Here is a 26,752-nt window from a genome sequence, read left to right on the forward strand (position 1 = left end):
GCAATGCTCGAGGACGCCAGGCACGCCGAAGTCGTTCGCGCGGCTGCCTACGGACAGCAGCAGCACATCGTATGGAACTGTTCTCCGCTCGAGCATCAAGCCGCCCTCGTGCGACTCGATTGCGGCAAGTTGAACTTCACGTCGTTCTCGGTCCAGTCCGCACATTTCTCCCGGCTGATACGTAAAGCTGTGTTCACGCGCATGGGAAAGATAGATTACACGCTGTTGATTCACATCGCGCGTACCTGCCGCAATCGTGTGCAGCATTGGTTTCCAGATATGCGTCGGGCTTCTGTCGATCAGAGTCACGCTTGCTTCAGCCGACCGGCCTAACCGGTCGCCGAGCCGGGTTGCAAGCAGAATTCCGGCGATTCCGCCACCTACGATAGCGATACGAGTTGGCTTTTTCATGGCAATCACTCAATAAACGAAGGACGATTTCGATTAACCTGTGCCGACCACAATGCACTGGTTCGCAATAGCGGTTCCTCCAATGAGACTCATCGGTACTTTCGCAAAATAGGCTATGCGGCACGACATCCGCAATTACACCTTGGGCGCAGGATTGAACGACAAGTCTTCCCACCGACACGATGGTGTCGTTACACCATCGTGCAATTGAATCGATGCCGATCACCAGATAGATTGATGTCCATGAACAACGCCCCCGACACCGGCGTCGTTCAAACCCCCGGCCAGTCGCTCCGTCACGGGCGCATCGCGCGCCTCGGCGAGCGAAAGCACCGATACCTGTGGCGCTCGCTTTCTGCCCGATGTTCTGCGTTCACATTACCTCCGGCAAAACGTTAAGGATGGCAAATGACTACCACTCACACCAATTCAAGCAGCGTTTCTCAGGACACGGTTTGCTCGGGACGATTGTTTCTCCTCGAATTGAGCAGCAACTCGATTTACTCGATGAATCCAGATGGATCCGACCGCAAGACGATCGTCACGGACTGCCACCTCCCCGATGGCATCGCAGTGGACGCGCACGCCGGCCACATTTACTGGACCAACATGGGTCACGCTCTGAGCGCCAATGACGGATCGATCGAGCGCGCCGACCTCGACGGCAACAACCGCGTTGTCATCGTCCCCCAAGGCCTCACGCATACACCAAAGCAGCTCCAGCTCGACCAGGACGGTGGAAAACTTTATTGGTGCGACCGCGAAGGCATGCGCGTGATGCGCGTCAACTGCGACGGCTCTGATATCGAAACACTGGTCGAGACCGGGCGCGGCGACAACGACCGCCACGACCAGAACCGATGGTGCGTCGGAGTCGCTGTCGATCGCGTGCACCAGAAGCTCTATTGGACACAAAAGGGCCCTGACAACGGCGACCAGGGCCGCATCCTCCGCGCGAATCTGGAGATCCCGAGTGGCGAAAGTCCGGCCACCCGCTCCGATATCGAAGTGCTCTTCGACCATCTGCCGGAGCCGATCGATCTCGAGTTCGACGAGGCGAACCGCGTCCTCTATTGGACGGACCGCGGTGATCCCCCGCGCGGAAACACAGTCAATCGCGCCCCGGTCGACGAAGCGGCGACGCCCGAGATCGTCATCACGCATCTGCTGGAAGGGATCGGCATCACGCTTGACGTTGCTGGTAGCCGAATGTTCGTCACGGACCTTGGGGGATCGGTCTATTCAGCGCAACTCGATGGCAGCAACCTGCGCAACTTTCTCTACGCCCAGGGCAACCTCACCGGCGTTGCCTACGCCGAAGTCTGACCCGTACATTGGAGAAACGACATGACTGACACCAAGCCCATTCGCCGCGTCGCCATCATCGGCACGGGCGTGATCGGCGCGAGCTGGGCCGCGCTGTTTCTCGCCAAAGGATTGCATGTCGTGGCGACGGACATCGCACCGAATGCGGAAGCGTCATTGAAAAACTTCGTGGAGTCCGCGTGGCCGGCGCTCACGAGATTGGGTCTTTCGCCCGGTGCATCAGTTACGAACCTCACATTCACGCCCGTGCTCGAGCAAGCACTCGCGGGCGCGGACCTCGTCCAGGAAAACGGACCCGAGCGGATCGATTTCAAGCAGAAACTCTATGGGCAACTCGACGAGCTGGTGCCTGCAGACGTGATCATTGCTTCGAGTTCGTCGGGGCTCACCATGAGCGAAATCCAGAAGGGGGCTGCGGCGCATCCGGAACGCTGCGTCATCGCGCATCCGTTCAACCCGCCCCACCTGATCCCGCTGGTCGAGATCGTCGGCGGCTCGAAGACATCGGAAACGACGATCCAGCGCGCAGCGGAATTTTATACGGCGATCGGGCAGCGTACGGTGCGGGTCAACAAGGAGATGCCGGGCCACGTCGCGAACCGGCTGCAGGCCGCATTGGCGCGCGAGGTGTATTACCTCGTCGCCGAGGGCGTAGTAAGCGCTGCCGACGTCGACACCGCCCTGTCCTGGGGGCCGGGCCTGCGCTGGGGCGTGATGGGCAACATGATGCTCAACCATCTTGGCGGGGGCCCTGGCGGAATCGAGCACTTCTTCCAGCAGTTCAGCGGCCCGATGACGGCGTGGTGGAAAACGCTCGGCGAGCCGGTTCTGAGCCCAGAGGTTCAAAAGAAGCTCGTCGACAGCGTACACGTTGAGGCCGGATCGCGCTCGATCGAAGAGCTGGAGGCGCAGCGTGATGAGGTTCTGCTTGGTCTGCTTGAGCTACGCCGCAAGGTTGGCGGTTCGAAACAGACGAAATAACTCGCTCCGGTCGCGCGAGCCTAAGCACAACCTTCCGGATTGCTCATCCGGCTGACACGTCTTTCTTTCGACTTTCTACTCATAGCAACAGGAGTCGCAAAATGTCTATCGCTGCAACGGACAGCAAGGCTGCTTCCAGGGAGCTTCCGCCACCGAACAGTGACTTCTATCACTACGCAGACACTCTCAACGCAGACGAGCGAGCGATTCTGCAGAAGGTGCGCACGTTCATGGAGTCCAAAGTCGCTCCCATCATCAACAAGTACTGGGTCGAGGACGCCTTTCCGTTCGAGCTGCTGCCTGCCGTCAAGGAGCTGAATCTCGGCGGCCTCGGCATCCAGGGGTACAGCTGCGCCGGCGGGAGTCAATTGCTGGTCGGCCTGATCGGGATAGAAATGGCGCGCGTCGATGCCTCGATTGCGACCTTCTTTGGCGTCCATAACTTCCTGGCGATGGGTTCGATCGCGGTCGCTGGATCGGAGGAGCAGAAACAAAAATGGCTGCCGCCGATGGCACGCATGGACAAGATCGGCTGCTTCGGCCTGACCGAACCGCTGATCGGCTCGGGAGCCGCAGGCGGACTGACCACGACGGCGAAGCGCGAGGGCGACACCTGGGTTCTGAACGGACAGAAGCGGTGGATCGGCAACGCACCCTGGTGCGATATCTCGATCATCTGGGCACGCGACGTCGATGACAACCAGGTCAAGGGCTTCATCATCGAGAACAAGACCACACCCGGCTTCAGCGTCGAGAAGATGGAGAACAAGATCGCGCTCAAGGTAGTCCGGAACGGACAGATCACGATGAAGGAATGCCGGGTGCCGGAAGCGAACCGGCTCGCATCGGGCGACCAGTCCTTTCGCGACACCGCGCGCGTGCTGCGTGGGACGCGGTACTACGTTGGATGGGAATCGACGGGATGCGCGATGGGTGCGTACGAGCACGCGCTCCAGTACGCCCAGCACCGATTGCAGTTCGGAAAGCCTATCGGCTCGTTCCAGCTTATTCAGGATCTTCTTGCGAAGATGCTCGCCAACATCACGGCGTGCCAGGGCATGGTGGTTCGCACGGCACAGCTCGCCGACGAGGGCAGGCTGACGGACCAGCAAGCCGCGCTGTCGAAAGCGTTCACAACGTCCAAGGCGCGTGAGACCGTTTCGTGGGCGCGAGAGCTGCTCGGGGGCAACGGCATTCTCGCCGACTACGACGTCACGCGTTTCTTTGCCGACGCCGAGGCGCTCTATTCCTACGAGGGTACGTTCCAGATGCAGAACCTGATAGTCGGGAAAGCGATCACTGGGTTCAGCGCGTTTATCTAAGACCGCAGGCGTGACGGCGAGTTTGTCGCCGTCATCGATTGACCCGAATTAGAAGGATAGCTAAACATGTCATCGACAACCGTGACAGCCCCATCTTCACCCGTAGTAGTAGTGCCTGATGATCCGCCGGCGAAAGTCGTCACGCTCGCGAACGTTCTGTACGAAAAGCGCAATGGGATCGCGTACGTGACCGTCAACCGCCCCAAGGTTCTCAATGCCCTGAGCACGCAGACATGGAAGGATCTGCGAACGGCTTTCGAGGATGCACGCGAGGACACCGTCGTGCGCGGCGTCATTCTCACCGGCGCGGGCAATAAGGCGTTCATCGCCGGCGCGGACATCAGTGAGCTTGCGCACGCGAGCGCGATCGAAGCGGAGCAGTCGAGCCGTTTTGGGCAAGCCGTGCTCGACCTGATCGAGAACCTCGGCAAACCAGTGGTCGCGGCAATCAATGGCTTTGCACTCGGCGGCGGCTGCGAGACGGCAATGGCGTGCACGCTCCGCATCGCCGCGGAGCACGCGATGCTCGGCCAGCCGGAGGTCAAGCTGGGACTGCTCCCCGGCGGCGGCGGCACGCAGCGGCTGCCGCGCCTTGTCGGAAAGGGCCGCGCGTTGCAGCTCATTCTATCGGCGGAGCTCATTAGTGCCCAGGAAGCCTGGCGCATCGGGCTGGTCAACGAGGTGGTTCCGGCAGCCGACCTCATCGGTCGCGCTGAAGCCATTCTGAAGACGATCGCCTCGAACGCGCCTGTCGCGGTGAGGCTATCGCTCGAAGCGGTGAACAAGGGCCTGGACGCGGACCAGAGCGAAGGCCTCGCTCTCGAAGCCTCCTACTTCGGGCTGTGCGCCGGGACTGAAGACAAAAAGGAAGGCACCTCGGCCTTCCTCGAAAAGCGCGCCCCGCAGTTTGCGGGACGGTGAAGCAGGCAACACGATCCAGGAGAGATCCCATGGCAAGCGACAATATTTTTTCCGGGCTGAAGGTGGTCGACTTTTCGAGCTTTATCGCGGCGCCCGGCGCCGCCGTCATGCTGTCGGACTTCGGTGCGGATGTCATCAAGGTCGAACCCCCGAGCGGTGACCCATGGCGACACGGGCACAAGATTGCGTCGCAACCGATGGCAGATGAGCCGTATCAGTGGCATCTCGCCAATCGTAATAAACGCGGCATCGCGCTCGACCTGAGGTCGCCCAGCGCCCAGCAAATTCTCCAGCGGCTCGTCACATGGGCTGACGTGTTCACCGTCAATACGCCACATCCGGCGCGCAAGAAGTTGAAGCTCGAATACGACGATCTGGCGCGCTGGAACCCGCGACTGATCTATGCGGATGTTACCGGCTTTGGCGAAAGCGGCCCGGATGCCGATCTGCCCGGCTTCGATCTGACCGCGTTCTGGGCGCGTAGCGGCCTGTTGTCGATGACGCGTGACGCCGGCGCGCCACCAACCTGGCCGGTGGCCGGAAGCGGCGACAACGCGACGGCAGTTGGAATCTATTCGGCGATCGTCACGGCGCTTTACCGCCGGGAGCGCACGGGCAAAGGCTCTTACGTCACGACTTCGCTCCTGGCCTCAGGCGTCTGGTCGGCCAGCGTTGCAATCCAGGCCGCCCTGGCCGGCGCGACGTTTCCAGCACCGCACGATCGCACGCATCCCGCGAATGCGGCGCTCAACGTGTACCGCGCCTCAGACGGCACCTGGTTCGTCCTGGTGGTGATGCACGACAAGTTGGCGGCCGTTGCGAAAGCCATCGGACGTCCCGATCTGCTGACTGATGCACGGTTTGCGGATCCGGCGAAGGTGACGGCGAACATGCCGCAACTTACGGCCATCCTGGACGAGGTTTTCAGCGCGCAGCCGATGGCGCACTGGCACGAGGCATTCAGCAGTCTCCACGTCACGTACGGCGCCGTGCGCGGACCACAAGAGGTGATCGACGACCCGCAGCTGCGGGCCAACGATGTCATCGTTCCGCTCGAGGAAGCCGGCGGCAAATTGACCTTGACGATCAGCAATCCGATCCGGGTTCATGGCGTCGACAAAGTGCCAGCGCGACGCGCGCCCGATCTTGGCGAGCATACCGAAGACATCCTCCGCGAGCTCGGCTTCGATGCAAACGACGTCGAGGGCCTGCGCGCGAGCGGCGCGGTGGCGAGCGTGAAGGAACACGCCGCCTGACACACGATGCACAGAGAGAAAGGAGCAAGCATGAGCGACATCGTCACCGAGCGTACCGGCAGCATCCTGCGGGTCGCCTTCAATCGCCCCGAGAAGAAGAATGCCATGACCGGAGCCATGTACACGAATCTCGCGGACATCTTCAACGAGGCCGCCGAAGACGAAGAGGTCCGCGTCGTGCTCTGGCACGGCGTGGGCGAGTCATTCTGCGCAGGCAACGACGTCGGGGATTTTCTCGAGCATCCGCCCCGGCCGGGTGACTTTCCGCAGGGCCGCCTTATCTCGGCGCTCATCCGGTTCGAAAAGCCTATCGTGGCGGCCGTGCAAGGCGCGGCGATCGGCGGCGGAACCACGATGCTGACCCACTGCGATTTCGTCTACGCGGGCGAAAATGCGAAGTTCCAGTTGCCGTTCATCAACCTTGCGCTGGTGCCGGAATTCGGATCGAGCTTTTTGATACCAGCGCGCGTAGGACATCTAGGGGCAACGGACCTGTTTCTGCTCGGGGAGCCTTTCACTGCCTCGCGAGCAGTGGAGCTGGGCCTCGCGACCCGCGTGCTGCCCGACGGCGATCTACTCGAGACCGCTACTGCAACAGCACATAAGCTCGCGGCAAAACCGGCCAGCGCGTTGCTCGCTACCAAACGACTCATCAAGCAGGCCGCGCTTCAGCAGCTCCAGGAGGCTGTGAACAGTGAAAACCAGACGTTTTTTGCACAGGTGAGTTCAGCAGAGGCCAAGGAAGCATTCTCGGCCTTTCTAGAGAAACGTCGGCCCGATTTTACGAAGAACCGAAAAGGCTGATTGCATGCTTTGGGTTCCAAATCAACCTCATCAATACAGCTGAAGTAAATGACTCCATGCGATCGCGACGCATCACCGCACGACGTTCTCTCGTGCACGGCATGGGATTGTTCGCGCTACAGCCGATCGCCGCGGGCGAGCGGGTCATCGAGTACAAGGGCGAATTGACCGGCTGGCGGCGCGCCGCCGCCCGTCAGCGAGCCAAGGCTGGCCATACGTTCGTGTTCGGCCTGTCTGACGGGCGTGGGATCGGTAGCCGTGGCGCTTTGAATCTCCTTTAACAAGGTCGCGGCCACTAATACACCGTACACGAGAGCGCTATTTCAACGGCTTATTTCATGGAGTGTTCTGTGGTTAGCCTGATCATCAACGACACAACCCATCCCGTCGACGCGCCTGATGACATGCCGCTGCTCTGGGTTATTCGCGACATTGTCGGATTGACCGGCACCAAGTTCGGCTGCGGGATTGCGCAGTGCGACGCATGCACCGTGCATCTCGACGGAGTCGCGGTGCGTTCATGCGGGCTTCCGGTCGCTTCGGTAAGTAACAGGAAAATCACCACGATCGAAGCAGCAGACACCACAGGGGCCGGCCGCAAGGTACAGCAAGCGTGTGAACGCTCGATGTCGTCCAGTGCGGCTACTGCCAGTCGGGCCAGGTGATGGCGACCGCCGCGCTGATCGCGTCGAACCCGAACCCGACATCGACGCGGCAATGGCCGGCAATATCTGCCGCTGCGGCACGTACAACCGGATTCGCGCGGCGATCAAGCAGGCCGCGAAGGAGGCGTGAAATGAAACCGCCCCCACGTTCACTTCGTTCACTGCTCCCCAAGGGGTTGGTCAGCCTCCTTGGGACGGCCCGGCTGAGGCTGACATGTCGGGCGGAGTGATCGAGGCGGGCAAGACCGGCTCGGGCGTCTCGCGCCGTACGTTCCACAAGTTCGGCATGACACTAGGCGCGGCGGCCGGATGGATCCCGCACCGGGAAAGCTGCTCCCCGACACGGTGGAACAGGTACGACGTTCTTCTTGCCCAGCGCATCGGCAAAGCCAATTTCCGACACCCGCATCATGAGCGCGGCATCCGACACAGACGAGCATGTGCGTACGTACTGCAGCCGCCCAGCCCAGTCTCTCACGCTCGAAGCCGGTCACACTGCCGGGCAGCGCCGCGATCAGCAGCCGTGACACAATTTCGAAGTTTCCAGTCATTTCCTGTTCCCGATCGTTATCTCCTTAGCCAACAGGACGCGCACGGGAACTTGGGACATTTTTGTAACAGCGGTCCCGTTCACGAACGAACCGGTCGTCGCCCAGCGGCTCGCCTTTTCACTGGCCGCTACGGCGCCACGATCGAGCACCATAACAGCGTAACGCGCGGGTGCAACGCCATCACATGAAATGAGCTGCGGCTTGCGCGTAAGCGGTGACAGTTCCATCCGCAACACGCCTGACGGTGTGGCACGCCACGCATAACGTCCTGGCCGATGAAAGACGATGTGACAGGGCGTCCCGCGCGCTGACGCTGCGCACCGGGCTTTCGCTTCGCGTCGAGCCGCGTGACGCGTCTCGCCCCCTGCGGGCGTCAACCCCTTACGCACAAACCTGAACCCCTTAACACCCCGGTCAGGTGGAGGCCGCTCACGGCCTCCACGATCGCGCTCGCCGCGCGGCAGCTCATCCCGGTCAAACCCGACGCTTCGCATCCGCCAGTCGCCTGGGTTCCCGCCCGACACGCGACCGTAGCCGGTGGCAGGCAGACATCAAGGGGCAAGGGACCGTGTTGCCCGCACCCCTCCCTCGCCTTTTTCCTTGACGTCTGCCTGCCACCGGCTCCTTCAGTCGCACGGGCGCGAACTCAGGAGACTGGCGGCAGCACAGCCAGCACCGGGTTCCACCGGGACGAGCCCACCCCCTACGGGACGGGCGGAATCTTGGAGCCCGGTCAGCACAACCCCCTCAACTCTTTCGCTGTGGAGAGTGTCATGCAACTCGCTTCCTCCTTCCGTTACGGCTCCCCGATTCTCCGTTCCGATTCGCCCCTCCAGGACGACCAGATCCGCCGCGTCGCCCCTTCGATCTTCGCAGACAGCAAGCACGAAAGCCGCTCCGAACGCTACACCTGCATTCCGACCATTGACGTGCTGCGCGGCCTGCGCAAAGAAGGCTTCCACCCCTTCATGGTGTGCCAGACCCGCGTGCGCGACGAGGGCAAGCGCATGCACACGAAGCACATGCTCCGCCTTCGCCACGCCGACCAGATCATCGGCGACGAAGCTAACGAAATCGTGCTGCTCAATTCACACGATGGCACAAGCAGCTATCAGATGCTCGCAGGCGTGCTGCGCTTTGTCTGCCAGAACGGCATGGTAGCGGGCGACAACGTGCGCGATATCCGCATCCCTCACAAGGGCAACATTGTGCGCAATGTCATCGACGGCGCTTTCGACGTGCTCGACGGCTTCGAGCTGATCCGCGAGCAGAAGGACGGCATGCGCGCCGTTGAACTGAACCGCGAAGAACAGCACGCGTTTGCACGCTCCGCGCTCGCGCTGCGCTATGACCCGACCGACGCCGAAGCACCCGCCCCGGTGACGGAAAGCCAGTTGCTCGCTCCGCGCCGCTTCGAGGATCGTCATGACGACCTCTGGACGATCTTTAACCGCGTTCAGGAAAACTTGACCAGAGGCGGTCTGCACGGGCGCTCGCGCAGTGGCCGCTCCATGTCCACCCGGCCCATCACCGGCATCGACCAGAACGTGAAACTCAACCGCTCGCTGTGGATGCTCGCCGACGCCATGCGCCAGATGAAGGCGTAGCCACCTAAGGGCGGCGTCCTGCGCCGCCCCCCCTTGCATTCGTCCAGGATTCCTTTCCGGGTTAGGTTCTGACGAACCTGGCAGCGCCGACCCGGAAACCTCCTTTTCAAAAATCCGGTGGGGATCGTCGGCGAAGGTAAAACCCTCGCGATTTCACTGGCCGAGAACATCGACCGCGAATGGCTCGACCCGCTCGATATGCTGCGCGCATGGCAGATGGCAGCCGAAGGGAGCTGCAGCGTCGATTACATCGCCGCACTCTTTTCCAGCTCCCCGCTCACAGTCAAACGGCACATGAAGCTCGCCACCGTGTCATCGCAAAATGGCTCGCGCTGCTGCGCGAGGATGCCGTCCTGCTCAACCAGCTTGCCGCCCTCGCGCTCCCGGATATGAAACGCAGGAACACAGCTGGTTCGAGCCGAGCCGCAGCCGCCTCGTACGCTTGATCGGCCTCGCAGCCTATGAAGCGGTGGGTGGGTACGTGCAACGCGACCTGCCAAGCGACGATGAAAACACCGGTTCCATTGCCGACGCCGAACTGTTGCCGCGTCTCGTCGCGCAGTAGCTGGATGTGCCGCAGAGGAAGTGCGCGCCGAGGGGTGGAGCTGGATCAGAAACACATGTGGGGCGCGATTTTCCGGAGCTGAACCGCTACTGCAGGTTGAGCCCGATACAGCCCCCGTATACCGACGACGTGTGGGAGCAGAGGGACGCCCTCACTGCGAGCAGGACTCACTGGCGGATAAGCTGGTGGCGCTCCCGGAGGACGACAGTAACGCATGGGAAGAAAGCGACCGGTTCAACGAGAAAATCGGGCACGTCAATGCGGCCCTCATCGCGCTCGAAAGCGCCGCAGCGGCATGGACTCACAGCGCATGGCCGAGGCGGGCGCATTCGTGATCCTCGGGCCGCAAGGCGATCTCGTCATCGCCCGCTGGCTCGATAGTGCGCCGCACGACGAGCGCCGGAGTTGCCGCGAGCACACGCGGCGTGGACACCGTTAAAACCTGGCATGCCGACGGGCTGGAGCACCACGACACAGCAGTCTAGCCCGCCTGGGCCGCGTGGGCCGCAGACGTGCTTCGCGATTTACCGCGCCGCGGTCGAGGACGATACCAGCGAGGTATGGCTCGTGCGCCCGAACGACGACTATCGCCCTGCCGCCCCCCAATGGGCACCAGCCCACCAACCGACCACGCCGCCGGCGCCCGCCGCCAGCAGTATCACAAGCAGTCCGCACGCCAACAGCCCGTAGCACGCTCGCACCAACCGCCGCATGGTGGACTGCTCGAACGATGTGAGCGCCGCATCGAGCCGTTGCCGCTGTTCACGCGCTGTCACCAGCATCGCCCCCACGAGCCGGTTTCCGGCAACACGCGCGATGCGGCTCGCCGCCCGTTGTGTGAGCGCCGCCAGTGCTTCGTCGTTTAGCGCTGCAAGCGCCGCCCGGTAGCGCATCTCGTGCTCGGTGGTCATTTTCTCCGCCAGCCTGATCGTTTCCTTGCAACGCGTGAGCGCGTCGCGATGCTGCATCATCAGCGCCTGTGTCGCCGCGTGCGCCTCTGCCCGCACCGTATCGACGCCGCCCGCGCCTGCCGCCCGGATGCGCTCAGGCATCGCTTCATAAAGTCGCGTGTAGTATTCGAGTACCGCCAGCACCGACCAGAGAGCATCGTTGTCACGCAGATTCAGCGCCGTCGACACACGGCGCATGCGCAGCAGGCTCCTGTCGTCGGGTGGCTCGCCGCTTACTTCGAGAAAAAGCCGTGCGAGCGGATCTGGCGAGCCGGTACGCTGCGAGCGCCGCTCACGCATCGCCCGTCACCTGCCTGAACATCGCGTCGTAGCATGCTCGCCAGCGCAGCAGTTCCGCGCGCTGGCCGATTGGCAGCGTCTCGACCGCCTTGCGTACCGACAGACGCTGGCTGCGCAGATCATCGGCGACCCGGTCGGCAAGTTCCGGAAAATCAAGTGACCGGCCTTTTGCCTCAACGCTTTTGCGCAGCTTCGAATCCTGGTAGAGCACGAAGCGCTCGGGCGCGCCGTAGTAGCCGTTGCGCACGACATGCACCGTTGCATCCGGGAACGTCTCACTGAACTGTCGCAACAATTCGAGACTGTCGCGCTGCCGGTTGATGACCCAGAACACGACGAGCCTCCGTCCGAGTTCACCGAGCGTACTGCTGAGTGTCGCGCCGTACCGCGCGACGCCATCCTGGTTGCGTGCCGCCGTGCTGACCACCACGACGGCGTCCCGGTGCCCGTCACAGTAGTTCACGAAGTCGATCCACCCACCAGCTTTGTCCAGATCGAGTGAAGCACAATCGATTTCCTCGTGAACCGCTCGCATCACGTCCGGGTTCGACGTATCGTTTTCCACCAGCACGGTATTGACCCCCCGGCGTTCCAGATGATCCACGAGCGCAAGCGCAACCACGCTCTTGCCGACACCGCCCTTACCACCTCCGACGAGATAGATGGGATTGACTGTCGTGTCCATTGCCACTCCCTACAGATCGTCGGTGTCGGGCCGGATTGCAAATCCGAGCGCGCCCTGCACCGGCATGGGTTGTCTCGTTACGGCCTTTCCCCCTTGCTTGCGGACCTGATTCGTGCGAGGCTCAGGATCCGGTGCGCGCGCCGTCGGTCCGCCTGTCTGTCCAGGCGCGCGCGCGCCGTTGGCAGATGCGCTTCCTTTCGCGGCCACGCGCAACGCGTAACGGATGGTGTTTGCAGTGATGTCGATGCCGTGCGGCTTTGCCTGCTCCGCAATCTGCTCCAGGGTGTAGCCCTTCGCCTGCGCCGCGCGCACACGCGCACGCATCTCCTTCATGGCATCGCGCATCGAGACCAGGCGTTCGGTCTCGGGCCTTTCAGGAAGCGCATCAAGTGCGCTGGCAAACGCTTCCCATTGCGACTTCGTATAAACCTTCGCGACAGGCATTAACGTCCTCCTGCGCACACCTTCACACACGCCGTTACGAATGATCCTCACACCATCCTGCGCACTGTAAGCGCACCCGTCAACCCCATCTTTTTGCACGCGAGCCCATTTCGGAACGCATGGGAAGCAATGGGAACCGCTGAGAACAATGCACTTTTTCGCACTGTCATACACTTGCAACACCCTCGCGCGACGCATCCCGGTTTGCTCCGGCCAGGCAGGCTCTCTCCGCGCCCCATCGCCACGGATCACGCGCAGACATCGATCGCGCATACACAACATAAGTGCATCGACACGGGAAGATCAGGAGACGCGAAAACGCAGCAGATCGAACACCGATGATGTCGGTCAATTCTATCGCGTGTTACTCGCCAGCCGGCCTGCTACGCACACTATCGAGGAAATCCTGTGAACGTTCACTCGCACGACATACGCACAACAGTACGCACGCTTCAGGCAGGGCGTTGACCACTGAGCCGAAATCTTCGCGTACGGGTTACGCGGCCTCTACGCATAGGCATACGCATTTCAATGACGGCCGAGGGCGACCTCTGGACAGCGGCTTAGTCAGTCGCTTGTGCAGAATAGTGCAGGGCCTGAACAGGCGTACACGCGGTTGCAGAACGCTCCGCGCAAAACGTTTACGCCGAACGACAAATAGCGCACGGAAAATTCGGTATCGCAGGATAGGCTGTTGCCGGTTTGGGGCGCCTTGTACATCTCGCAGGTACTCGGAGCGGGATGGCACTAGCTTTGCGCTTCCCAGCAAGTGCTCAAACGTAGACCGGGATCCCATCGCGAATTTCAGAAAGTGCAGCCGGGTGTTTCTACTTCAATGAAGGCGAGGTAATCGTCGAAATGAGTTGCGCGACCGCGAGGTGCGTTGCCTCCGGGATGCCCGAGCTCCCGTTTAGTCAACGGCGCCCATCGCATCGGATGCCTGTCATCCCGACGCATCCCGGACGCCTTCCGCCGGTGTGCGACCGGCTCAGGGTCGATGTGGCTCGTTGCGCCTTCAGTGCAGCGGACTTGCACCGCCCTCCAATCGCGCGGCAGACTCAGAATTTATGACCGGCGATGCAATTCATATGGGAGCGTTAGCTAGCGGCTCGCTTACATTGGCGCCCAACCTCCAAAAAGCTTGATGTCTGGGGACAGTTCATGTCCGTTGCCGACGATACACTCGCGCGCGACCGGATCCGACGTTGATCATTCATTCGAGGCACATTTTGAATGACGAGCCATTGCGGGCCCAGCGCATGTATGACATTGTCGGTGAAATCGCCAATGCACGCGCGTGCGACCGGCATTTTCAGCCGTGACCAACAGCGGATATCGAAGCGCGCATTCGGAGCCATCGGGCATCATGCCCAGGTCGCGTGGTCTGTCGTAAAGCTGACCGAAGGTATGGACGCGCATGTCGCCCACACCTGAGAAGCCACGCTCATGCGCCTCTCGCGAGCGGGTATGCAGGTTGCCACGCTGCACCTGCCACTGCTGGGGCGCTGCCCGCCATCAATTGCATCGGCTTCTCGCCGATCGAGGCCTACGCGACGCAGCGCAGCCGGCTCCAAGCGCATGCTCAGCGCCACTACGCGCACGTGCTCGCGTGCATCCGCCTGGGTGGATCGGCGAGCGCCGCCGCGATGTCACGGCGCGCGCCGCGCTCGTGAGCTTCACTGCCTTCCTCACGGCGACCGTGCCCATCGTGCCACCCGTCATCGCGGCACTCGAAGCCGATCCGGCGCACTCCGTGGCAACGAACGCGCTCGCGCTGCGCAATCCCTCGGTGGTGAGTTTCCACGACGGCTGCGCGGTGTCGCTGCCGTGCGCGCCGCGCAGCAACGCACCTGGGCTTGAGCGTGGCGGGCCTCGCCGAAAGCGACGCGCACGCTTTGGGCGTGGCCACCGCAATCGAAAGCGTGCTACAGAGCGCCAACGCCGCCTGATGCGCGGCGGTGCCCGCCCCGATCAGCTAAGATACGGCTCCGCAAAAGCCATTTTTCGAACCAACGGAGTGTTTTCAGTGATTCAAGCAATTCAACCGGGCGCCGCCTTCAAGGACAATCTCGCACTGCTGCCGGGCATCGACGGCATCGAGCGCATCGATCTCGTGGACGCTCAGGGCAACATCGCCGCGAGCATCGAAAACAAGCCCGGCAAGCAGGGCTCGCTCGCGGTCTACCACTATCTGCGCGAAGCCTTCGGCACGCTCGACTCCAACGCCGCCGAGCATGGCCTCGCGGTGTTCGCCGAGCACACCGCCGACGCGCGCAACCGTCCGGGCGCACACCCGAACGTCGATCGCCTGCTGGAAATCGCGGCAGGCGGCCCGACGCTGCGCATCGACGTGATCGCCGCAGCCTGAGCGCTGCCCAAGCGGGCGTGCCGGCCGGCACGCCGCTCTCCCTTCCCCCTCACGCCGAAAGCTCTTCGAGCCGCACGCCATTCGTGCGCGGCCCGAAGCCGCCGATCGAAATCATCACCGCGAGCATGCACACGGTGATGCCGGCGAACACACCGCTCACGCCGAAATCACGCAACAGCGCGGCGATGATGAAACCCGACATCATCGCGCCCACGCGGCTCGCGGAATAGACGATGCCGTTGGCGCTGCAGCGCACCGCCGTGGGGAAAAGCTCGGCCTGGTAAGCGTGATAGCACACGGATATGGTCTGCCCCGCCAGACTGATCAGGACACCGAGCGAAATCAGCGCGAGCGGTCCGCGCGCCTGTGAGAACAGCAGCCCGAACACGATCACCGCGAACGCCGAGCCGACGATGAGCCACTTGCGCTCGATGCGATCGGCCACGAGCATCGCGAGCAGCGGCCCGCACGGCAGCGCAATGGCGATCACGACCGCATACAGCAGGCTCTTCGTGACGGTCACGCCCTGCCCGATCAGGAGCGTGGGCACCCAGTTCGCGAAGCCGTAGTAGCCCACGGCCTGGCACAGGTTGAACGCGATCAGCATGATGAGGCGCGCACGGTACGGCGGCTTCCAGAGTCCCGCGAGCGAGGCGCGCCGGTGCGCGGGCAACACGAGCGTCGGCGAAGGCTCCGGCAAGGGCTTGCCGCTTTCAATCGCCGCGCGTTGCTCCATCTGCGCGATCACCCGTTCGGCCGCCCCGGTTTGACCGTGCGCGACGAGCCAGCGCGGGCTTTCCGGCACGGCGCGGCGCACGAACCACACGATCGCCGCACCGAGCGAGCCGGCGAGCACGACCCAGCGCCAGCCGTCGAGACCGAGCGGCGCCTGCGGCACGAGCCACCACGAAAGCAGCGCCGAAATGGGCGCCGCGGCGAACATGATCGCCTGATTCAGTGCCATGGCGCGCCCGCGCATCTGCTGCGGGACCATTTCCGTGACATAGCTGTCGATGGTGACGATCTCGATGCCCACACCGATGCCGGTGATGAAACGCCACAGGATCAGCCCCTGCGAGGTATGCTGAAACGCCATCGCCACCGAGCCCACCGAATACCAGAGCAGCGAGAAGGTGAAAACGCTTCGTCGTCCGAAGCGGTCGGGCAGCCAGCCGAAGCAGAATGTGCCGATGAACAGACCCGCGAAGGTCGCGGCCACGAAGGCCCCGATGCCGTTGAAGCCGAAGAATGCATGCGTGGTGGTTTGCAGCATGCCGCTTTTTGCCATGCCCGGCGCGATATAGCCCGTGAAGATGAGATCGTAGACCTCGAAGAAGCCGCCCAGCGAGATCAACATGACCAGCATCCAGAGCTGGCGCGTGGCGGGCAAGCGGTCGAGCCGCGCGGAAAGCGCTGCCGCCGCGCGATTGCCTGCGGGTGGGGCCGTGACGGCGTCGAGCGGGGCGTCCGCGCCGAGGGTTCGTTGCATGCTTGTCTCCGTGACGACGCCTCGCCGGGCGTCATTCCTGTGAACGCCGGTCCGCAAGCGCGCGGCGCGTGCGAGCTTCTGATGGCTCGTGGCACGCGCAACCGTATGGCAGACCGGCGGGGAACTGCGAACCTGCTGCTTTTTCGTCTGCCGTGGGCTCAGGGCGCTGCGTGTGACTTCAGGCCAGCCAGCACCGCTTCGGTATGCTCGCCAACCTTTGCTAGCGGCTGACGCACGCCGGGACGGCGGCCGCCCATCATGAGCGGCAGCAGCACGACTTCGGTCGTGCCGCCGTCGTCGGTCTGCATCGGCACGAGTCCACCGCTCGCCTTCAGGTGCGGATCATCGAGTAACTGGTCGGGGCGCACGATCGGCGCGTACGGAATGCCGGCCGCTTCAAGACGCGGCATGAGTTCGGCCACTTGCTGCGTGGCGAGCACGGCGCCGAGGCGTTCGAGCAGTTCGGGCCGCACGGCCACGCGCAGGGCGTTGTTCGCGAAGTGCGGCTCGTCGGCGAGCTGCGGGCAGCCGATCACGTCGCACAGCGTCACGAACTGCTTGTCGCTCACCGCGCCGATGAAAAGCTGTTCGCCCTCGGCAAGCGTGAACACGTCGTACACACTCCAGGCCGACACGCGCGAAGGCATGGGCGGCGGCGCTTCGTGCGTCATGGCGTACTGCTGCATGTGCTGCGCGCTCAGGAACACACAATTCTCGAACAACGCGCTCTGCACCTCCTGGCCGCGCCCGGTCGCGTCGCGCTCGCGCAGCGCGGCCAGCACGCCGATCGCGCCGAACATGCCGCCCATGATGTCGTTCACCGACGTCCCCGCGCGCAGCGGGCGCCCCGCAGGTCCAGTCATGTACGAGAGGCCGCCCATCATCTGCACGACTTCGTCGAGCGCGAGACGCTTTTCATAAGGGCCGGGCAAAAAGCCCTTGTGCGAGACGTAAATGAGGCGCGGGTACCGCTGCGAGAGTGTGACGTAATCGAGGCCGAGCTTTTCCATCAAGCCGGGTCGGAAGTTTTCGAGCATCACGTCGCACTCGCCGATCAGCTCGACGGCTGCCGCACGGCCCGACTCGGTGTTGATGTCGAGCACCACGCTCTTCTTGTTGCGGTTGAACGAGCGGAAGAAGCCGATGCCGAGACCGGGCAAGTTGCGCGTCTTGTCGCCGCCGGGGGGTTCGATCTTGATGACTTCGGCGCCCAGGTCCGCGAGGATCATCCCGCAGGTGGGGCCCATGACCATGTGCGTGAATTCGACGACGCGCACGCCTTCGAGCGGCAAACGGTTTTGCGTATTCATAAGGATCTCAAACTAGTCAGGCATGGTGCGCAATTGCGCCAAAGGTCTTCGGCAGACCGGCGCGCCAGAGCGTGCCGTGCAGCGTTTCGCCCGCCAGCCACTGGGCCACGCGCGCGCGCAGCGCCAGCAGCCGTTCGATGTCGATGCCGGTGTCGATGCCCATGTCGGCGAGCATGAACGCGAGGTCTTCACTCGATGCATTGCCGCTCGCGCCAGGCGCATGTGGACAGCCACCGATGCCGCCGAGCGTGGCGTCGAAGCGCGTGACGCCCGCCTCCAGCGCCGCATAGACGTTGGCAAGCGCGAGGCCGCGCGTGTCGTGAAAGTGCGCGCAGCACAGCCGCTCGCCCGCGATCTCGCGCGCGGCTTCGAAGAGTTCCCGCACGGCTGCGGGGTTCGCGTAGCCCACGGTGTCGGCGAGGCTCACGCGGTCCGCGCCCGCGTCGAGCAGCGCCTGCATGCAGCGCAGCACCTCGGCGGGCTCGACGCGCCCTTGTAGCGTGCAGCCGAACGCCGTGCCGATGCCGCCTTCGATCAGCGTCTTCGCGCCGCTGGCGTCCCGCGCGGCGCGGATACGCGCCACTTCGGCCACGACTTCATCGGGCGTCTTGCGCAGATTCGCGAGGCTATGCGCCTCACTCGCGGAAAGGGGCACGAGCAGCAGGTCCGCCTGCGCCTCCAGCGCGCGCTCGGCGCCTTTCAGATTCGGCACGAGCACCGAGACGAAGAGGTCCGGCAGCGTCTTTGCATAAGCGACGAGCTCCGCCGTATCCGCGAGTTGCGGCAGGAGGCGCGCAGGCACGAACGAGCCCACCTCGATCTCGCGCTGGCCCGCTTCGTGGGCGGCGCGGATCCATTCGATCTTGTGTTCGGTGGGCAGCACCGTCTGGATGCTCTGCAGGCCGTCGCGCAGGCCGACTTCGCGTATCACGGCACGCGTCTGGGCCCACTGAGGTAATGGGGGCATGAAAGTGTCTCCGTTTTTGTCTCCAGCGATGTGCTAACTTTAGGCATTCCGCAAAATACATAAAGCGGTATTCTGGAAGCTTCAAGATTCCAGTCTGGAAACACACAGAAACGCAGTTGGGAGACACCGTGCACGACATCGACCTCAAGACCCTGCGCCTTCTCGTGAGCGTGTGCGAGCACGGCAACATGGGGCGCGCCGCGCGCGAGGAGCACATCGAGCCTTCCGCCATCAGCAAGCGCATCGCCCAGCTCGAAAGCGAATTCGGCGTGCCGTTGCTCACGCGCTCGCGCCGTGGCGTGCAGCCCACCGCGGCGGGCCTGGCGCTGCTCGAGCATGCGCGCAGCGTGATTTTCACGCTCGAGCGCGCGGCCAGCGACGTCGCCGCGCTCGGCAGCGGCCTCTCGGGCAGCGTGAGCGTGTGCGCCTCGGCGTCTGCGATCGCCGAGGCCCTGCTCGACGATCTCGCGTCGTTCATGCGCCTGCCCGAGTACAAGAACATCCGCGTGAACGTGGAAGAGCGCACCTCGCACGAACTCGTGGAGCGCGTGCGCGACGGCGCGGCCTCGCTAGGCGTGTGCTGGGACAACGTGGAAGTCGGGGGACTGCAATCGCGTCCCTGGCGCGAAGACCGGCTCGTGCTCGCCGTGCATCCCGAACACCCGCTCGCCAAACGCCGCACCATCGCCTTCGAGGAGACGCTCGATTACGAGCACGTGGGCCTGCCGACCTCCACGGCCGTGCATACGATGCTGCGGCAGTCGGCGGCGCGCAGCGGGCGCACGGTCGCCTATCGCGCGGTGGTGTCGACGCTCGATGCGGCGTTTCGCGTGGTGGCCGCCAACCTCGGCATCAGCGTCGTGCCCCAGGAGGTGAGCAACACCTACCGGCGCATCCTGGACGTGCACACCATCCCCCTCACCGACGCCTGGGCCCGGCGGCGTTTCATCGTCTGCTTTCGTGCGTTCGACACGCTTCAGCCGGCGGCGCAGCGCATGGTCGAGCATCTCGTGGAGCGCGCGGCGCAGAAGAAGCGCGGCGCGAAAAGCGACGCCTGATCGCGCGCCTCAAGCTGCCGCTTTCTTCGCGCGTTTGCGCGCGGGCTCGCGATCGGCGGTTTTCATCTGCGCAATCAAACCGTCGTGGTGTTCGCGCAGCACCTCGACGAATTCGGCCACGAGACGCTCGCGCGGCCGGTTCGGCGGAAACAGCAGGTACGTGGGGAACAGCACCGCCGGCGAGAACGGCCGGATCGCGATGTCCGGCCCCGCGAAATCGCGCGCGACGATGGGGTGCGCGAGCGTCACGCCCATGCCGCAGCGGACCATCTCGCAGCAGATCGCCGTGTACTGCGCCTCGATGGCGAGCACGCGCTCCACGCCTGCGCGCTGGAACACTTCGTCCATCTGCGTGCGCGTGCCGTCGCCGTGGCACAGCGAGATGAACGATTCCCCTTCCAGATCGGCGGGCCGGATCATGGCCTTCTTCGCGAGCGCATGCGAAGCCGGCATCACGCAGACGGCCGCGACCTTCGAAAGCAGTTCGACCTCGCAGTTCGACGCTTCGCTGATGTACACCGCCACGCCAAGGTCGCAGAACTGCGAACCGGTCCAGTGGTTGACCGTGCCCGACGTATTCACGTGCAGCGAGACCGTCACGCCCGGAAAGAGGCGGCGGAACTTGTCAATGGCGTGCGGCACGAGCGTGAGCCCCGCGGAAGGCATGGCGGCAATGCGCAGACGCCCGCTGCCGAGATTGCGGATTTGCGCGGCGGCGGTACTGAGTCCCTGCAGGCCCACATACGCGCGCTCGACTTCGCGAAAGAACGCATTGCCCTCGCTCGTGGGAATCAGGCGGATGCCCACGCGCTGAAACAGCGTGAGCCCGGTCTCGCGCTCCAGTTGCCCGATCAGGCGGCTCACGTTGGGCTGGGAGGTGTAGAGCGCCTTCGCGGCGGCCGTCATCGAGCCCGACACCATCACTGCGCGAAACGCCTCGACGTGCTTCAGATTCAAGGTGGCTTCTCCTGGGCTTAACCCTGATTTGAGCCTGGTCCATGCGCCAGGGCCTAACCCTGGTCCATATCATTCCCGTATAGGTTGGCATTTTATTCGTATTGGACGATATGGTCAGCCCGGCACAGACTGCGATGCATCGGCGCACTGTCCGGTTCGCCGCTCCCCACATTCGAATGGAGATCGTCGTCATGAAAGCCGCGATGCGCCGTCGTTCAACCTTCCCTCCCAAAGCCGCATTCGTCGCACTCGCCGTCGCCGGCACGCTCGCCGCGGCCACGCTCGCCCAGGCCGAAACCACGCTGTATGTCGCCAACGTCGGCGGCTCCAACGAGCAGCTCTATCGTCAGAAGATCATCCCGGCGTTCGAAAAGGCGCATGACGTCAAGATCGTGTACGTAGCGGGCAATTCGAGCGACACGCTCGCCAAGCTCCAGGCGCAAAAGGGCCACGAGCAGATCAACGTCGCCGTGATGGACGACGGCCCGATGTATCAGGCGATGCAACTCGGCCTGTGCGGCAAGCTCGACGACGCCCCGGTCATGAAGGACCTCTATCCGCTCGCGCACATAGGCCCGACCGCCGTGGGCGTGGGGATGGTGGCGACCGGCATCGGCTATAACGAACAGGCGTTCAAAAAGCTCGGCCTGCCCGCGCCCGATTCGTGGAAGTCGCTCGAAGACGCGCGCGTGAAGGGCAAGCTCGGCGTGCCGCCCGTCACCAACACCTACGGCCTGCATACGCTCGTGATGCTCGCGCGCCTGAACGGCGGCGGCGAGAAGGACATCGATCCCGGCTTCAAGGCGATGACGAAGCAGGTCGCGCCCAACGTGCTTTCGTGGGCGCCCACGCCCGGCGAAATGGACGGCCTCATGCAGTCCGGCGACGTGATCATCGCGCCCTACGGCAGCGGCCGCGCGGTGGCGCTGCAGAACACCGGCTTCCCGCTCAAGTTCATCTACCCGAAGGAAGGCGGCGTGGCGCTGCAGGTGGCCGCGTGCTCCGTCGCCCAAAACGCGCAGCCGCAGCTCTCGCAGCAGTTCATCCAGTTCCTGCTGAGCCCCGAAGTGCAGGCGCAGCAGGCGGCGGACATCGGCCTCGGCCCCGTCAACAAGACCGTCAGGCTCACGCCGGAAGTGGCCGCGCGCGTGCCGTACGGTCCTGACCAGATCGCGAAGCTCACGGCGATGGACTGGAGCACCATCAACGAGCATCGCACCGAGTGGACCGAGCGCTGGAACCGTTCGGTCGAGCGCTGATGCGCGCGCTCCTCGCCCCGCACCCAACGCACAACGAGGACCGACGCTCATGAGCTTCCTCACCCTGCAAGGCATCTCGAAGCGCTACGGCGACTTCACGGCGATCGAGCAGCTCGACCTCACGGTCGAGCGCGGCGAGTTTCTCTCACTGCTCGGTCCCTCGGGTTGCGGCAAGACGACGACACTGCAGATGATCGCGGGCTTCGTCACGCCGAGCACGGGCCGCATTATGCTCGACGGCCGCGACATCACCCACGAGCGGCCGGAGAAGCGCGGCATCGGCGTGGTGTTTCAAAGCTATGCGCTCTTTCCGCACATGACCGTGGCCGGTAACGTGGGCTTCGGTCTGGAGATGCGCAAGATGAAGCGCGCGCAACGCGCGGAGCGCATTGCCGAGGCGCTGGAACTCGTGCGTCTGCGCGGGCTCGACGCGCGCTACCCAAAGGAGCTTTCGGGCGGCCAGCGCCAGCGCGTGGCGATCGCCCGCGCACTGGCCATGCAGCCCGAACTCCTGCTGCTCGACGAGCCGATGTCGAATCTCGACGCCAAGCTGCGCGAAGAGATGCATATCGAACTGCGCGCCATCCAGAAACGCCTTGGCATCACGACCCTGCTCGTCACGCACGACCAGGTGGAGGCGATGACGATGAGCGACCGCATCGCCGTGATGCATCGCGGCACCATCGCGCAGCTGAGCACGCCGTTCGACGCGTACGAGCGCCCGGCCACGCCCTTCGCTTCCACCTTCCTCGGCCGCACCAATACGTTCGCGGGCGAAGTGCTGCGCCGCAATCCGCGTTGCGCCGAGGTCGAGGTAGGCGGGACGATGCTCCACGTGCCGCACGAAGGCCGCGAGGTGGCAGGTGCCGTGAACGTGTACATCCGCCCTGAAAAAGTGCATCTGGCCAACGGCGATGCGCGCCTCACGGGGCGCGTGACGACACGCGTGTTCGTGGGCAACCAGTGGCTGCTCGCCGTGGAAACCCCGCTCGGCAAGCTGCATGTCGCCCAGCCCAACCACGGCGCGCCGCCGCCCGAGGAAGGCCACGAAGTGGGCCTCGCCTGGACCGACGACGATCTGCGCGTGCTCACGCGGGAGGGCACCCATGGCGACGCTTGACGACTCGCGCGCGGGCGCCGCGCCGTGGCTGCTCTCCGCGCCCGCGCTGCTGCTTTTTCTCGCGCTGCTGCTGGTGCCGCTCCTGCTCACCTTCGTGCTCTCGTTTCATGTGTTCAGCGACCTCGCGGGTGTGCAACGCGGCTGGACCGCCACCAATTACCTTGAGGTCCTGAGCGATCCCTACTACGGCGAAATCTTCCTGCGTACGGCCGGACTCGCGTTCGCCGTCACGCTGCTTTCCATCGTGCTGGGGGTGCCCGAAACGCTGGTGCTCGCGCGCATGCGCAGGCCCTGGCAATCGGTTTGCCTGCTGATCGTGCTCGGCCCGCTGCTGATCTCGGTGGTGGTGCGCACGCTCGGCTGGCAAATCCTGCTGGGCAATAACGGGGTGCTCAACAACGCGCTGCAGGCACTGCATATCACCGACGAACCCATTCGTCTCGTCTTCACCTTGACGGGCACCATCATCGCGCTCACGCACGTACTCGTGCCGTTCATGGTGATGTCGGTCTGGGCGACGCTGCAAAAGCTCGACCCGCAGGTGGAATGGGCCGGGCGCTCGCTCGGCGCCTCACCGCTGCGCGTGTTCCGCCGCGTGATCCTGCCGCAGATCATGCCGGGCGTGCTCTCGGGCTCGATCATCGTGTTCGCGCTTTCGGCCTCCGCGTTCGCCACGCCCGCGCTGATCGGCGGACGACGCCTGAAGGTCGTCGCCACGGCCGCCTACGACGAGTTCCTCGGCACCCTGAACTGGCCGCTGGGCGCGAGCATTGCCGTGCTGCTGCTGATCGCCAACGTGGCGATCGTGATGGGCTGCAGCCGTCTCGCCGAACGCCGTTTCAAGCATATCTTCGACTGAGGGGGCCCGCCATGAAACGCAACGGATTCCTCGGGCTCGCGTTCAACGCGCTCTTTCTGACCTTCATGCTCGCGCCGATCGTCGTGGTGCTGCTCGTGGCCTTCACGGACAAGGGCTATATCTCGATGCCGTTCGACGGCGCTTCGCTGCGCTGGTTCCGCGCGATCTGGCAAAACGGCGACATCGTCTCGGCGTTCTGGCTCTCCGTGCGCCTTGCGTTCGCCGCCGCCACCATCGGCGTGGCGCTCGCGGTGCCCGCCGCGCTCGCCATCGCACGCTACCGCTTTGCAGGCCGCGGCGCGCTGGTGAGCTTCTTCCTCTCGCCGATGATGATTCCTGCCGTCGTGCTCGGCATCGCGTTCCTGCGCTTTCTCTCGCTGCTCAACCTGAACGGGTCGTTCTGGGCGCTCGTCGCCGCGCACGTGGTGATCGTGCTGCCGTATGCACTGCGTCTCGCGCTTTCTTCGGCAGTCGGCCTCGATCGCGACGCCGAGCGCGCGGCGCTTTCCTGTGGCGCGAGCCGCTTCACGGCATTCCGCCGCGTGGTGCTGCCCATGATCCGCACGGGCGTGGCGGGCGGCTGGGTGCTGTCGTTCATCCAGAGCTTCGACGAGCTCACCATGACCATCTTCGTCGCGACGCCCGGCACCACCACGCTGCCCGTCGCGATGTACAACCAGATCGCGCAGACGATCGATCCGCTCGTCACCTCGGTGTCGGCGGTGCTGATCGTCGGCACGATCCTGCTGATGCTGCTGCTCGACCGCATGGTTGGGCTAGACCGCATCCTGATCGGAGAAGCCCGATGACACAGAACTCCCCCGCGAGCCCCGACGTGCTCGTGATCGGCGGCGGCCTCGTCGGCTCCGCCGTGGCCTACGGGCTCGCCCGCGAAGGCGCGCGCGTGACCGTGCTCGACGAGGACGACGGCGGCTTTCGCGCCTCGCGCGGCAACTTCGGCCTCGTCTGGATTCAGGGCAAGGGCTACGGGCTTTCGCCCTACGCGCGCTGGTCGCGCAGTTCGGCGCAGCGCTGGCCGCTGCTCGCGCAAAGCCTCGCCGACGAGGCGCGCGTGGACGTCGCGCTGCGCCAGCCTGGCGGCTTTCACATCTGCTTCTCGGACGAAGAACTCACCGAGCGCCATAAACGGCTCTCCACCTTGCAGGCCGAGATCGGCGATTACCCGTTCGAAGTACTAAATCATCGCGAATTGCGCGAGCGGCTGCCCGGCATCGGCCCCGCAGTCGCCGGCGCGAGCTATACGCCGATGGATGGCCACGTCAATCCGCTCAAGCTGCTGCGCGCGCTCCATGTCGCGATGCAGCGGCGCGGCGTCCGGCTCGTCTCGGGCGAGCGTGCCGAGCGTATCGTCGCCGGGCCGGGCGGGTTCAGCGTGCAAGGCCGGCGCGGCGTGTATCACGCCGCGCGTGTCGTGCTCGCGGCCGGCCTCGGCAATCGCGTGCTCGCCCCGCACGTGGGCCTGAATGCGCCCGTCGCGCCCAATCGCGGCCAGGTGCTCGTGAGCGAGCGCGTCGCGCCGTTTCTGCGCTACCCGACCATCAACGTGCGGCAGACCGACGAAGGCACGGTGCAGTTCGGCGACTCGATGGAAGAAGCCGGCTTCGACGACTTCACCACCACACCGATCCTGCGCCAGATCGCGGCGCGCGGCGTACGTGCGTTTCCGATGCTCGCCCATGTGCGGCTCGTGCGCATGTGGGCCGCGCTGCGCGTGTACAGCCCCGATGGCTTTCCGATCTACGACCAGTCCGAGGCGCATCCGGGCGCCTTCGTCGTCACCTGCCATAGCGGCGTGACGCTCGCCGCGGCCCACGCGCTGCGCATCGCGCCCTGGATCACGGGTGGCCCGATGCCCGCCGAACTGCCCGCTTTCTCCGCACGCCGCTTCGCGACCGACGCGGCTGCCGAACCGATCCTCGCTCACTAATCCCGCCATGACAGCCCAATCTACCCAGGCGCCCGCGCCGCTGTTCAAGACGCTCTCCGACGCCGAAACGCGCGTCGATATCTCGTTCAACGGCCAGCCGCTGTCCGTGCCTGCCGACCGCTCCGTCGCCGCCGCGCTGCTCGCCGCGGGCGTATCGCGCTTTCGCGCGACGCCCGTTTCGGGCGCGCCACGCGCGCCGTTCTGCATGATGGGCGCGTGTTTCGAATGCCTCGTGGAGATAGACGGCGTGCCGAGCCGCCAGAGCTGCATGGTGCCCGTGCGCGCGGGCATGCAGATCCGCTCACAGGAAGGCGCGCGCGACCTGCCTCCCGAACCCGGCGCGAATGCCGACACGCTCGAGGAGAACGCTCATGCCCGGTGATTATCAAGGCGATGCCAAAGCCGATTTCAATGCGCAAGCCGTCGATGTCGTCGTGGTCGGCGCGGGTCCCGCCGGGATGAGCGCGGCCACCCGTTCGGCGCGTGCCGGACTCTCAGTGGTCCTGATCGACGAGCAGGACGCCGTGGGCGGCCAGATCTATCGCGCGATAGGCCGCGCCGACGCACGCCGCAAGGCGATACTCGGACCCGACTACGCGGCAGGCGACGCCATCGTCCAGGCGTTCGCG

Annotated in this window: 28 protein-coding genes and 2 pseudogenes; 20 read left to right on the top strand and 10 right to left on the bottom strand. The window is 64.3% G+C overall.

The genetic code is table 11. The features are described 5' to 3' along the window. A partial coding sequence (locus AB4Y44_RS39845) for an FAD-dependent oxidoreductase (RefSeq protein WP_368702593.1) occupies positions 1-411 on the bottom strand: 411 nt, incomplete at its 3' end. Positions 412-819: 408 nt separating this feature from the next. On the opposite strand from AB4Y44_RS39845, the gene AB4Y44_RS39850 reads away from it, so the two are divergent. From AB4Y44_RS39850 to AB4Y44_RS39885, 8 genes and pseudogenes are all read left to right on the top strand, one after another. Continuing rightward, positions 820-1,737, top strand: a complete 918-nt coding sequence (locus tag AB4Y44_RS39850) for a 3-hydroxyacyl-CoA dehydrogenase (protein ID WP_368702594.1) — start codon at positions 820-822, stop codon at positions 1,735-1,737. Positions 1,738-1,758: 21 nt separating this feature from the next. Continuing rightward, on the top strand, positions 1,759-2,718 hold the full coding sequence (locus tag AB4Y44_RS39855) for a 3-hydroxyacyl-CoA dehydrogenase NAD-binding domain-containing protein (protein ID WP_342924149.1): 960 nt from the start codon (positions 1,759-1,761) through the stop codon (positions 2,716-2,718). A gap of 101 nt (positions 2,719-2,819) precedes the next feature. Further along, positions 2,820-4,040: an acyl-CoA dehydrogenase family protein gene (locus AB4Y44_RS39860; protein ID WP_368702595.1), complete on the top strand. Its 1,221-nt coding sequence runs from the start codon at positions 2,820-2,822 to the stop codon at positions 4,038-4,040. Between the two features lie 66 nt (positions 4,041-4,106). Continuing rightward, on the top strand, positions 4,107-4,961 hold the full coding sequence (locus tag AB4Y44_RS39865) for an enoyl-CoA hydratase-related protein (protein ID WP_342924147.1): 855 nt from the start codon (positions 4,107-4,109) through the stop codon (positions 4,959-4,961). A gap of 29 nt (positions 4,962-4,990) precedes the next feature. Beyond that, complete coding sequence (locus AB4Y44_RS39870; protein WP_342924146.1) at positions 4,991-6,217, top strand: CoA transferase; 1,227 nt, start codon at positions 4,991-4,993, stop codon at positions 6,215-6,217. Between the two features lie 30 nt (positions 6,218-6,247). Beyond that, entirely contained in the window at positions 6,248-7,021 is a 774-nt protein-coding gene (locus AB4Y44_RS39875) for an enoyl-CoA hydratase (RefSeq protein ID WP_368702596.1), read from the top strand. Between the two features lie 56 nt (positions 7,022-7,077). Continuing rightward, positions 7,078-7,284 (top strand): annotated as a pseudogene (locus tag AB4Y44_RS39880) (SET domain-containing protein-lysine N-methyltransferase); the annotation flags it as partial. An 87-nt stretch (positions 7,285-7,371) separates the two neighbouring features. Beyond that, a pseudogene (locus AB4Y44_RS39885) lies at positions 7,372-7,816 on the top strand ((2Fe-2S)-binding protein). Positions 7,817-7,844: 28 nt separating this feature from the next. On the opposite strand, the gene AB4Y44_RS39890 reads toward AB4Y44_RS39885, so the two are convergent. After that, entirely contained in the window at positions 7,845-8,237 is a 393-nt protein-coding gene (locus AB4Y44_RS39890; RefSeq protein ID WP_368702597.1) for an MgtC/SapB family protein, read from the bottom strand. Positions 8,238-9,010: 773 nt separating this feature from the next. On the opposite strand from AB4Y44_RS39890, the gene AB4Y44_RS39895 reads away from it, so the two are divergent. From AB4Y44_RS39895 to AB4Y44_RS39905, 3 genes are all read left to right on the top strand, one after another. Continuing rightward, positions 9,011-9,844, top strand: a complete 834-nt coding sequence (locus AB4Y44_RS39895) for a DUF932 domain-containing protein (RefSeq protein WP_342924219.1) — start codon at positions 9,011-9,013, stop codon at positions 9,842-9,844. A 117-nt stretch (positions 9,845-9,961) separates the two neighbouring features. Further along, positions 9,962-10,237, top strand: a complete 276-nt coding sequence (locus tag AB4Y44_RS39900; protein WP_342924144.1) for a hypothetical protein — start codon at positions 9,962-9,964, stop codon at positions 10,235-10,237. A 49-nt stretch (positions 10,238-10,286) separates the two neighbouring features. After that, positions 10,287-10,409 carry a hypothetical protein gene (locus tag AB4Y44_RS39905; protein WP_342924143.1) on the top strand — a complete coding sequence of 41 codons (123 nt, stop codon included), beginning with the start codon at positions 10,287-10,289 and terminating at the stop codon, positions 10,407-10,409. Between the two features lie 301 nt (positions 10,410-10,710). Here AB4Y44_RS39905 and AB4Y44_RS39910 read toward each other — a convergent pair whose 3' ends face one another. The 4 genes from AB4Y44_RS39910 to AB4Y44_RS39925 form a co-directional block, all read right to left on the bottom strand. Next, complete coding sequence (locus AB4Y44_RS39910; protein WP_368702598.1) at positions 10,711-10,842, bottom strand: hypothetical protein; 132 nt, start codon at positions 10,840-10,842, stop codon at positions 10,711-10,713. Positions 10,843-10,993: 151 nt separating this feature from the next. Continuing rightward, positions 10,994-11,659, bottom strand: coding sequence for a hypothetical protein (locus AB4Y44_RS39915; RefSeq protein ID WP_342924141.1), 666 nt, complete (start codon positions 11,657-11,659; stop codon positions 10,994-10,996). Then, positions 11,652-12,344 carry a P-loop NTPase gene (locus AB4Y44_RS39920; RefSeq protein WP_342924140.1) on the bottom strand — a complete coding sequence of 231 codons (693 nt, stop codon included), beginning with the start codon at positions 12,342-12,344 and terminating at the stop codon, positions 11,652-11,654. The genes AB4Y44_RS39915 and AB4Y44_RS39920 overlap by 8 nt, the downstream gene beginning before the upstream one ends. Positions 12,345-12,353: 9 nt before the next feature. Beyond that, positions 12,354-12,788, bottom strand: a complete 435-nt coding sequence (locus AB4Y44_RS39925) for a hypothetical protein (RefSeq protein ID WP_342924139.1) — start codon at positions 12,786-12,788, stop codon at positions 12,354-12,356. Positions 12,789-14,817: 2,029 nt separating this feature from the next. On the opposite strand from AB4Y44_RS39925, the gene AB4Y44_RS39930 reads away from it, so the two are divergent. Continuing rightward, positions 14,818-15,156 carry a DUF2322 family protein gene (locus tag AB4Y44_RS39930; protein WP_342922145.1) on the top strand — a complete coding sequence of 113 codons (339 nt, stop codon included), beginning with the start codon at positions 14,818-14,820 and terminating at the stop codon, positions 15,154-15,156. Positions 15,157-15,205: 49 nt separating this feature from the next. Here the strand turns inward: AB4Y44_RS39930 and AB4Y44_RS39935 are convergent, their stop codons facing one another. From AB4Y44_RS39935 to AB4Y44_RS39945, 3 genes are all read right to left on the bottom strand, one after another. Continuing rightward, a complete protein-coding gene (locus tag AB4Y44_RS39935) occupies positions 15,206-16,645 on the bottom strand; it encodes an MFS transporter (protein ID WP_342921967.1) in 1,440 nt (479 codons plus the stop codon). A gap of 158 nt (positions 16,646-16,803) precedes the next feature. Then, positions 16,804-17,955, bottom strand: a complete 1,152-nt coding sequence (locus AB4Y44_RS39940; protein WP_342921968.1) for a CaiB/BaiF CoA-transferase family protein — start codon at positions 17,953-17,955, stop codon at positions 16,804-16,806. 16 nt (positions 17,956-17,971) lie between these two features. Beyond that, the gene (locus AB4Y44_RS39945; RefSeq protein WP_342921969.1) at positions 17,972-18,922 is read right to left on the bottom strand and encodes a hydroxymethylglutaryl-CoA lyase; all 951 of its coding nucleotides are present in this window, start codon (positions 18,920-18,922) and stop codon (positions 17,972-17,974) included. 128 nt (positions 18,923-19,050) lie between these two features. Here AB4Y44_RS39945 and AB4Y44_RS39950 point away from each other — a divergent pair, with 128 nt between their 5' ends. Next, positions 19,051-19,980, top strand: a complete 930-nt coding sequence (locus AB4Y44_RS39950; RefSeq protein WP_342921970.1) for a LysR family transcriptional regulator — start codon at positions 19,051-19,053, stop codon at positions 19,978-19,980. A 9-nt stretch (positions 19,981-19,989) separates the two neighbouring features. Here AB4Y44_RS39950 and AB4Y44_RS39955 read toward each other — a convergent pair whose 3' ends face one another. After that, complete coding sequence (locus AB4Y44_RS39955) at positions 19,990-20,937, bottom strand: LysR substrate-binding domain-containing protein (protein ID WP_342921971.1); 948 nt, start codon at positions 20,935-20,937, stop codon at positions 19,990-19,992. Positions 20,938-21,128: 191 nt separating this feature from the next. Here AB4Y44_RS39955 and AB4Y44_RS39960 point away from each other — a divergent pair, with 191 nt between their 5' ends. From AB4Y44_RS39960 to AB4Y44_RS39990, 7 genes are all read left to right on the top strand, one after another. Beyond that, complete coding sequence (locus tag AB4Y44_RS39960) at positions 21,129-22,196, top strand: ABC transporter substrate-binding protein (protein WP_342921972.1); 1,068 nt, start codon at positions 21,129-21,131, stop codon at positions 22,194-22,196. 49 nt (positions 22,197-22,245) lie between these two features. Next, on the top strand, positions 22,246-23,316 hold the full coding sequence (locus tag AB4Y44_RS39965) for an ABC transporter ATP-binding protein (RefSeq protein WP_342921973.1): 1,071 nt from the start codon (positions 22,246-22,248) through the stop codon (positions 23,314-23,316). Further along, entirely contained in the window at positions 23,303-24,175 is an 873-nt protein-coding gene (locus tag AB4Y44_RS39970; protein WP_342921974.1) for an ABC transporter permease, read from the top strand. The genes AB4Y44_RS39965 and AB4Y44_RS39970 overlap by 14 nt, the downstream gene beginning before the upstream one ends. An 11-nt stretch (positions 24,176-24,186) precedes the next feature. Beyond that, positions 24,187-24,984 (top strand): ABC transporter permease, encoded by a 798-nt coding sequence (locus tag AB4Y44_RS39975; RefSeq protein ID WP_342921975.1) that lies wholly within the window; start codon positions 24,187-24,189, stop codon positions 24,982-24,984. After that, positions 24,981-26,123, top strand: a complete 1,143-nt coding sequence (locus AB4Y44_RS39980; RefSeq protein ID WP_342921976.1) for an FAD-dependent oxidoreductase — start codon at positions 24,981-24,983, stop codon at positions 26,121-26,123. Before AB4Y44_RS39975 ends, AB4Y44_RS39980 begins: the two co-directional genes overlap by 4 nt. A gap of 7 nt (positions 26,124-26,130) precedes the next feature. After that, a complete protein-coding gene (locus tag AB4Y44_RS39985; protein ID WP_342921977.1) occupies positions 26,131-26,505 on the top strand; it encodes a (2Fe-2S)-binding protein in 375 nt (124 codons plus the stop codon). Continuing rightward, the coding region (locus AB4Y44_RS39990; RefSeq protein WP_368702599.1) for an FAD-dependent oxidoreductase at positions 26,495-26,752 on the top strand (258 nt) is incomplete at its 3' end. The genes AB4Y44_RS39985 and AB4Y44_RS39990, both read left to right, overlap by 11 nt.

This window comes from Paraburkholderia sp. BR10937 (assembly GCF_040965695.1).
In the GTDB taxonomy this organism is placed as follows: Bacteria; Pseudomonadota; Gammaproteobacteria; order Burkholderiales; family Burkholderiaceae; genus Paraburkholderia.

Coding starts and splice junctions, on each gene's coding strand:
- AB4Y44_RS39850 (WP_368702594.1), top strand. CDS start 820: ATGACTACCACTCACACCAATTCAAGCAGCGTTTCTCAGGACACGGTT.
- AB4Y44_RS39855 (WP_342924149.1), top strand. CDS start 1,759: ATGACTGACACCAAGCCCATTCGCCGCGTCGCCATCATCGGCACGGGC.
- AB4Y44_RS39860 (WP_368702595.1), top strand. CDS start 2,820: ATGTCTATCGCTGCAACGGACAGCAAGGCTGCTTCCAGGGAGCTTCCG.
- AB4Y44_RS39865 (WP_342924147.1), top strand. CDS start 4,107: ATGTCATCGACAACCGTGACAGCCCCATCTTCACCCGTAGTAGTAGTG.
- AB4Y44_RS39870 (WP_342924146.1), top strand. CDS start 4,991: ATGGCAAGCGACAATATTTTTTCCGGGCTGAAGGTGGTCGACTTTTCG.
- AB4Y44_RS39875 (WP_368702596.1), top strand. CDS start 6,248: ATGAGCGACATCGTCACCGAGCGTACCGGCAGCATCCTGCGGGTCGCC.
- AB4Y44_RS39890 (WP_368702597.1), bottom strand. CDS start 8,237: ATGACTGGAAACTTCGAAATTGTGTCACGGCTGCTGATCGCGGCGCTG.
- AB4Y44_RS39895 (WP_342924219.1), top strand. CDS start 9,011: ATGCAACTCGCTTCCTCCTTCCGTTACGGCTCCCCGATTCTCCGTTCC.
- AB4Y44_RS39915 (WP_342924141.1), bottom strand. CDS start 11,659: ATGCGTGAGCGGCGCTCGCAGCGTACCGGCTCGCCAGATCCGCTCGCA.
- AB4Y44_RS39920 (WP_342924140.1), bottom strand. CDS start 12,344: ATGGACACGACAGTCAATCCCATCTATCTCGTCGGAGGTGGTAAGGGC.
- AB4Y44_RS39925 (WP_342924139.1), bottom strand. CDS start 12,788: ATGCCTGTCGCGAAGGTTTATACGAAGTCGCAATGGGAAGCGTTTGCC.
- AB4Y44_RS39935 (WP_342921967.1), bottom strand. CDS start 16,645: ATGCAACGAACCCTCGGCGCGGACGCCCCGCTCGACGCCGTCACGGCC.
- AB4Y44_RS39940 (WP_342921968.1), bottom strand. CDS start 17,955: ATGAATACGCAAAACCGTTTGCCGCTCGAAGGCGTGCGCGTCGTCGAA.
- AB4Y44_RS39945 (WP_342921969.1), bottom strand. CDS start 18,922: ATGCCCCCATTACCTCAGTGGGCCCAGACGCGTGCCGTGATACGCGAA.
- AB4Y44_RS39960 (WP_342921972.1), top strand. CDS start 21,129: ATGAAAGCCGCGATGCGCCGTCGTTCAACCTTCCCTCCCAAAGCCGCA.
- AB4Y44_RS39965 (WP_342921973.1), top strand. CDS start 22,246: ATGAGCTTCCTCACCCTGCAAGGCATCTCGAAGCGCTACGGCGACTTC.
- AB4Y44_RS39970 (WP_342921974.1), top strand. CDS start 23,303: ATGGCGACGCTTGACGACTCGCGCGCGGGCGCCGCGCCGTGGCTGCTC.
- AB4Y44_RS39975 (WP_342921975.1), top strand. CDS start 24,187: ATGAAACGCAACGGATTCCTCGGGCTCGCGTTCAACGCGCTCTTTCTG.
- AB4Y44_RS39980 (WP_342921976.1), top strand. CDS start 24,981: ATGACACAGAACTCCCCCGCGAGCCCCGACGTGCTCGTGATCGGCGGC.
- AB4Y44_RS39985 (WP_342921977.1), top strand. CDS start 26,131: ATGACAGCCCAATCTACCCAGGCGCCCGCGCCGCTGTTCAAGACGCTC.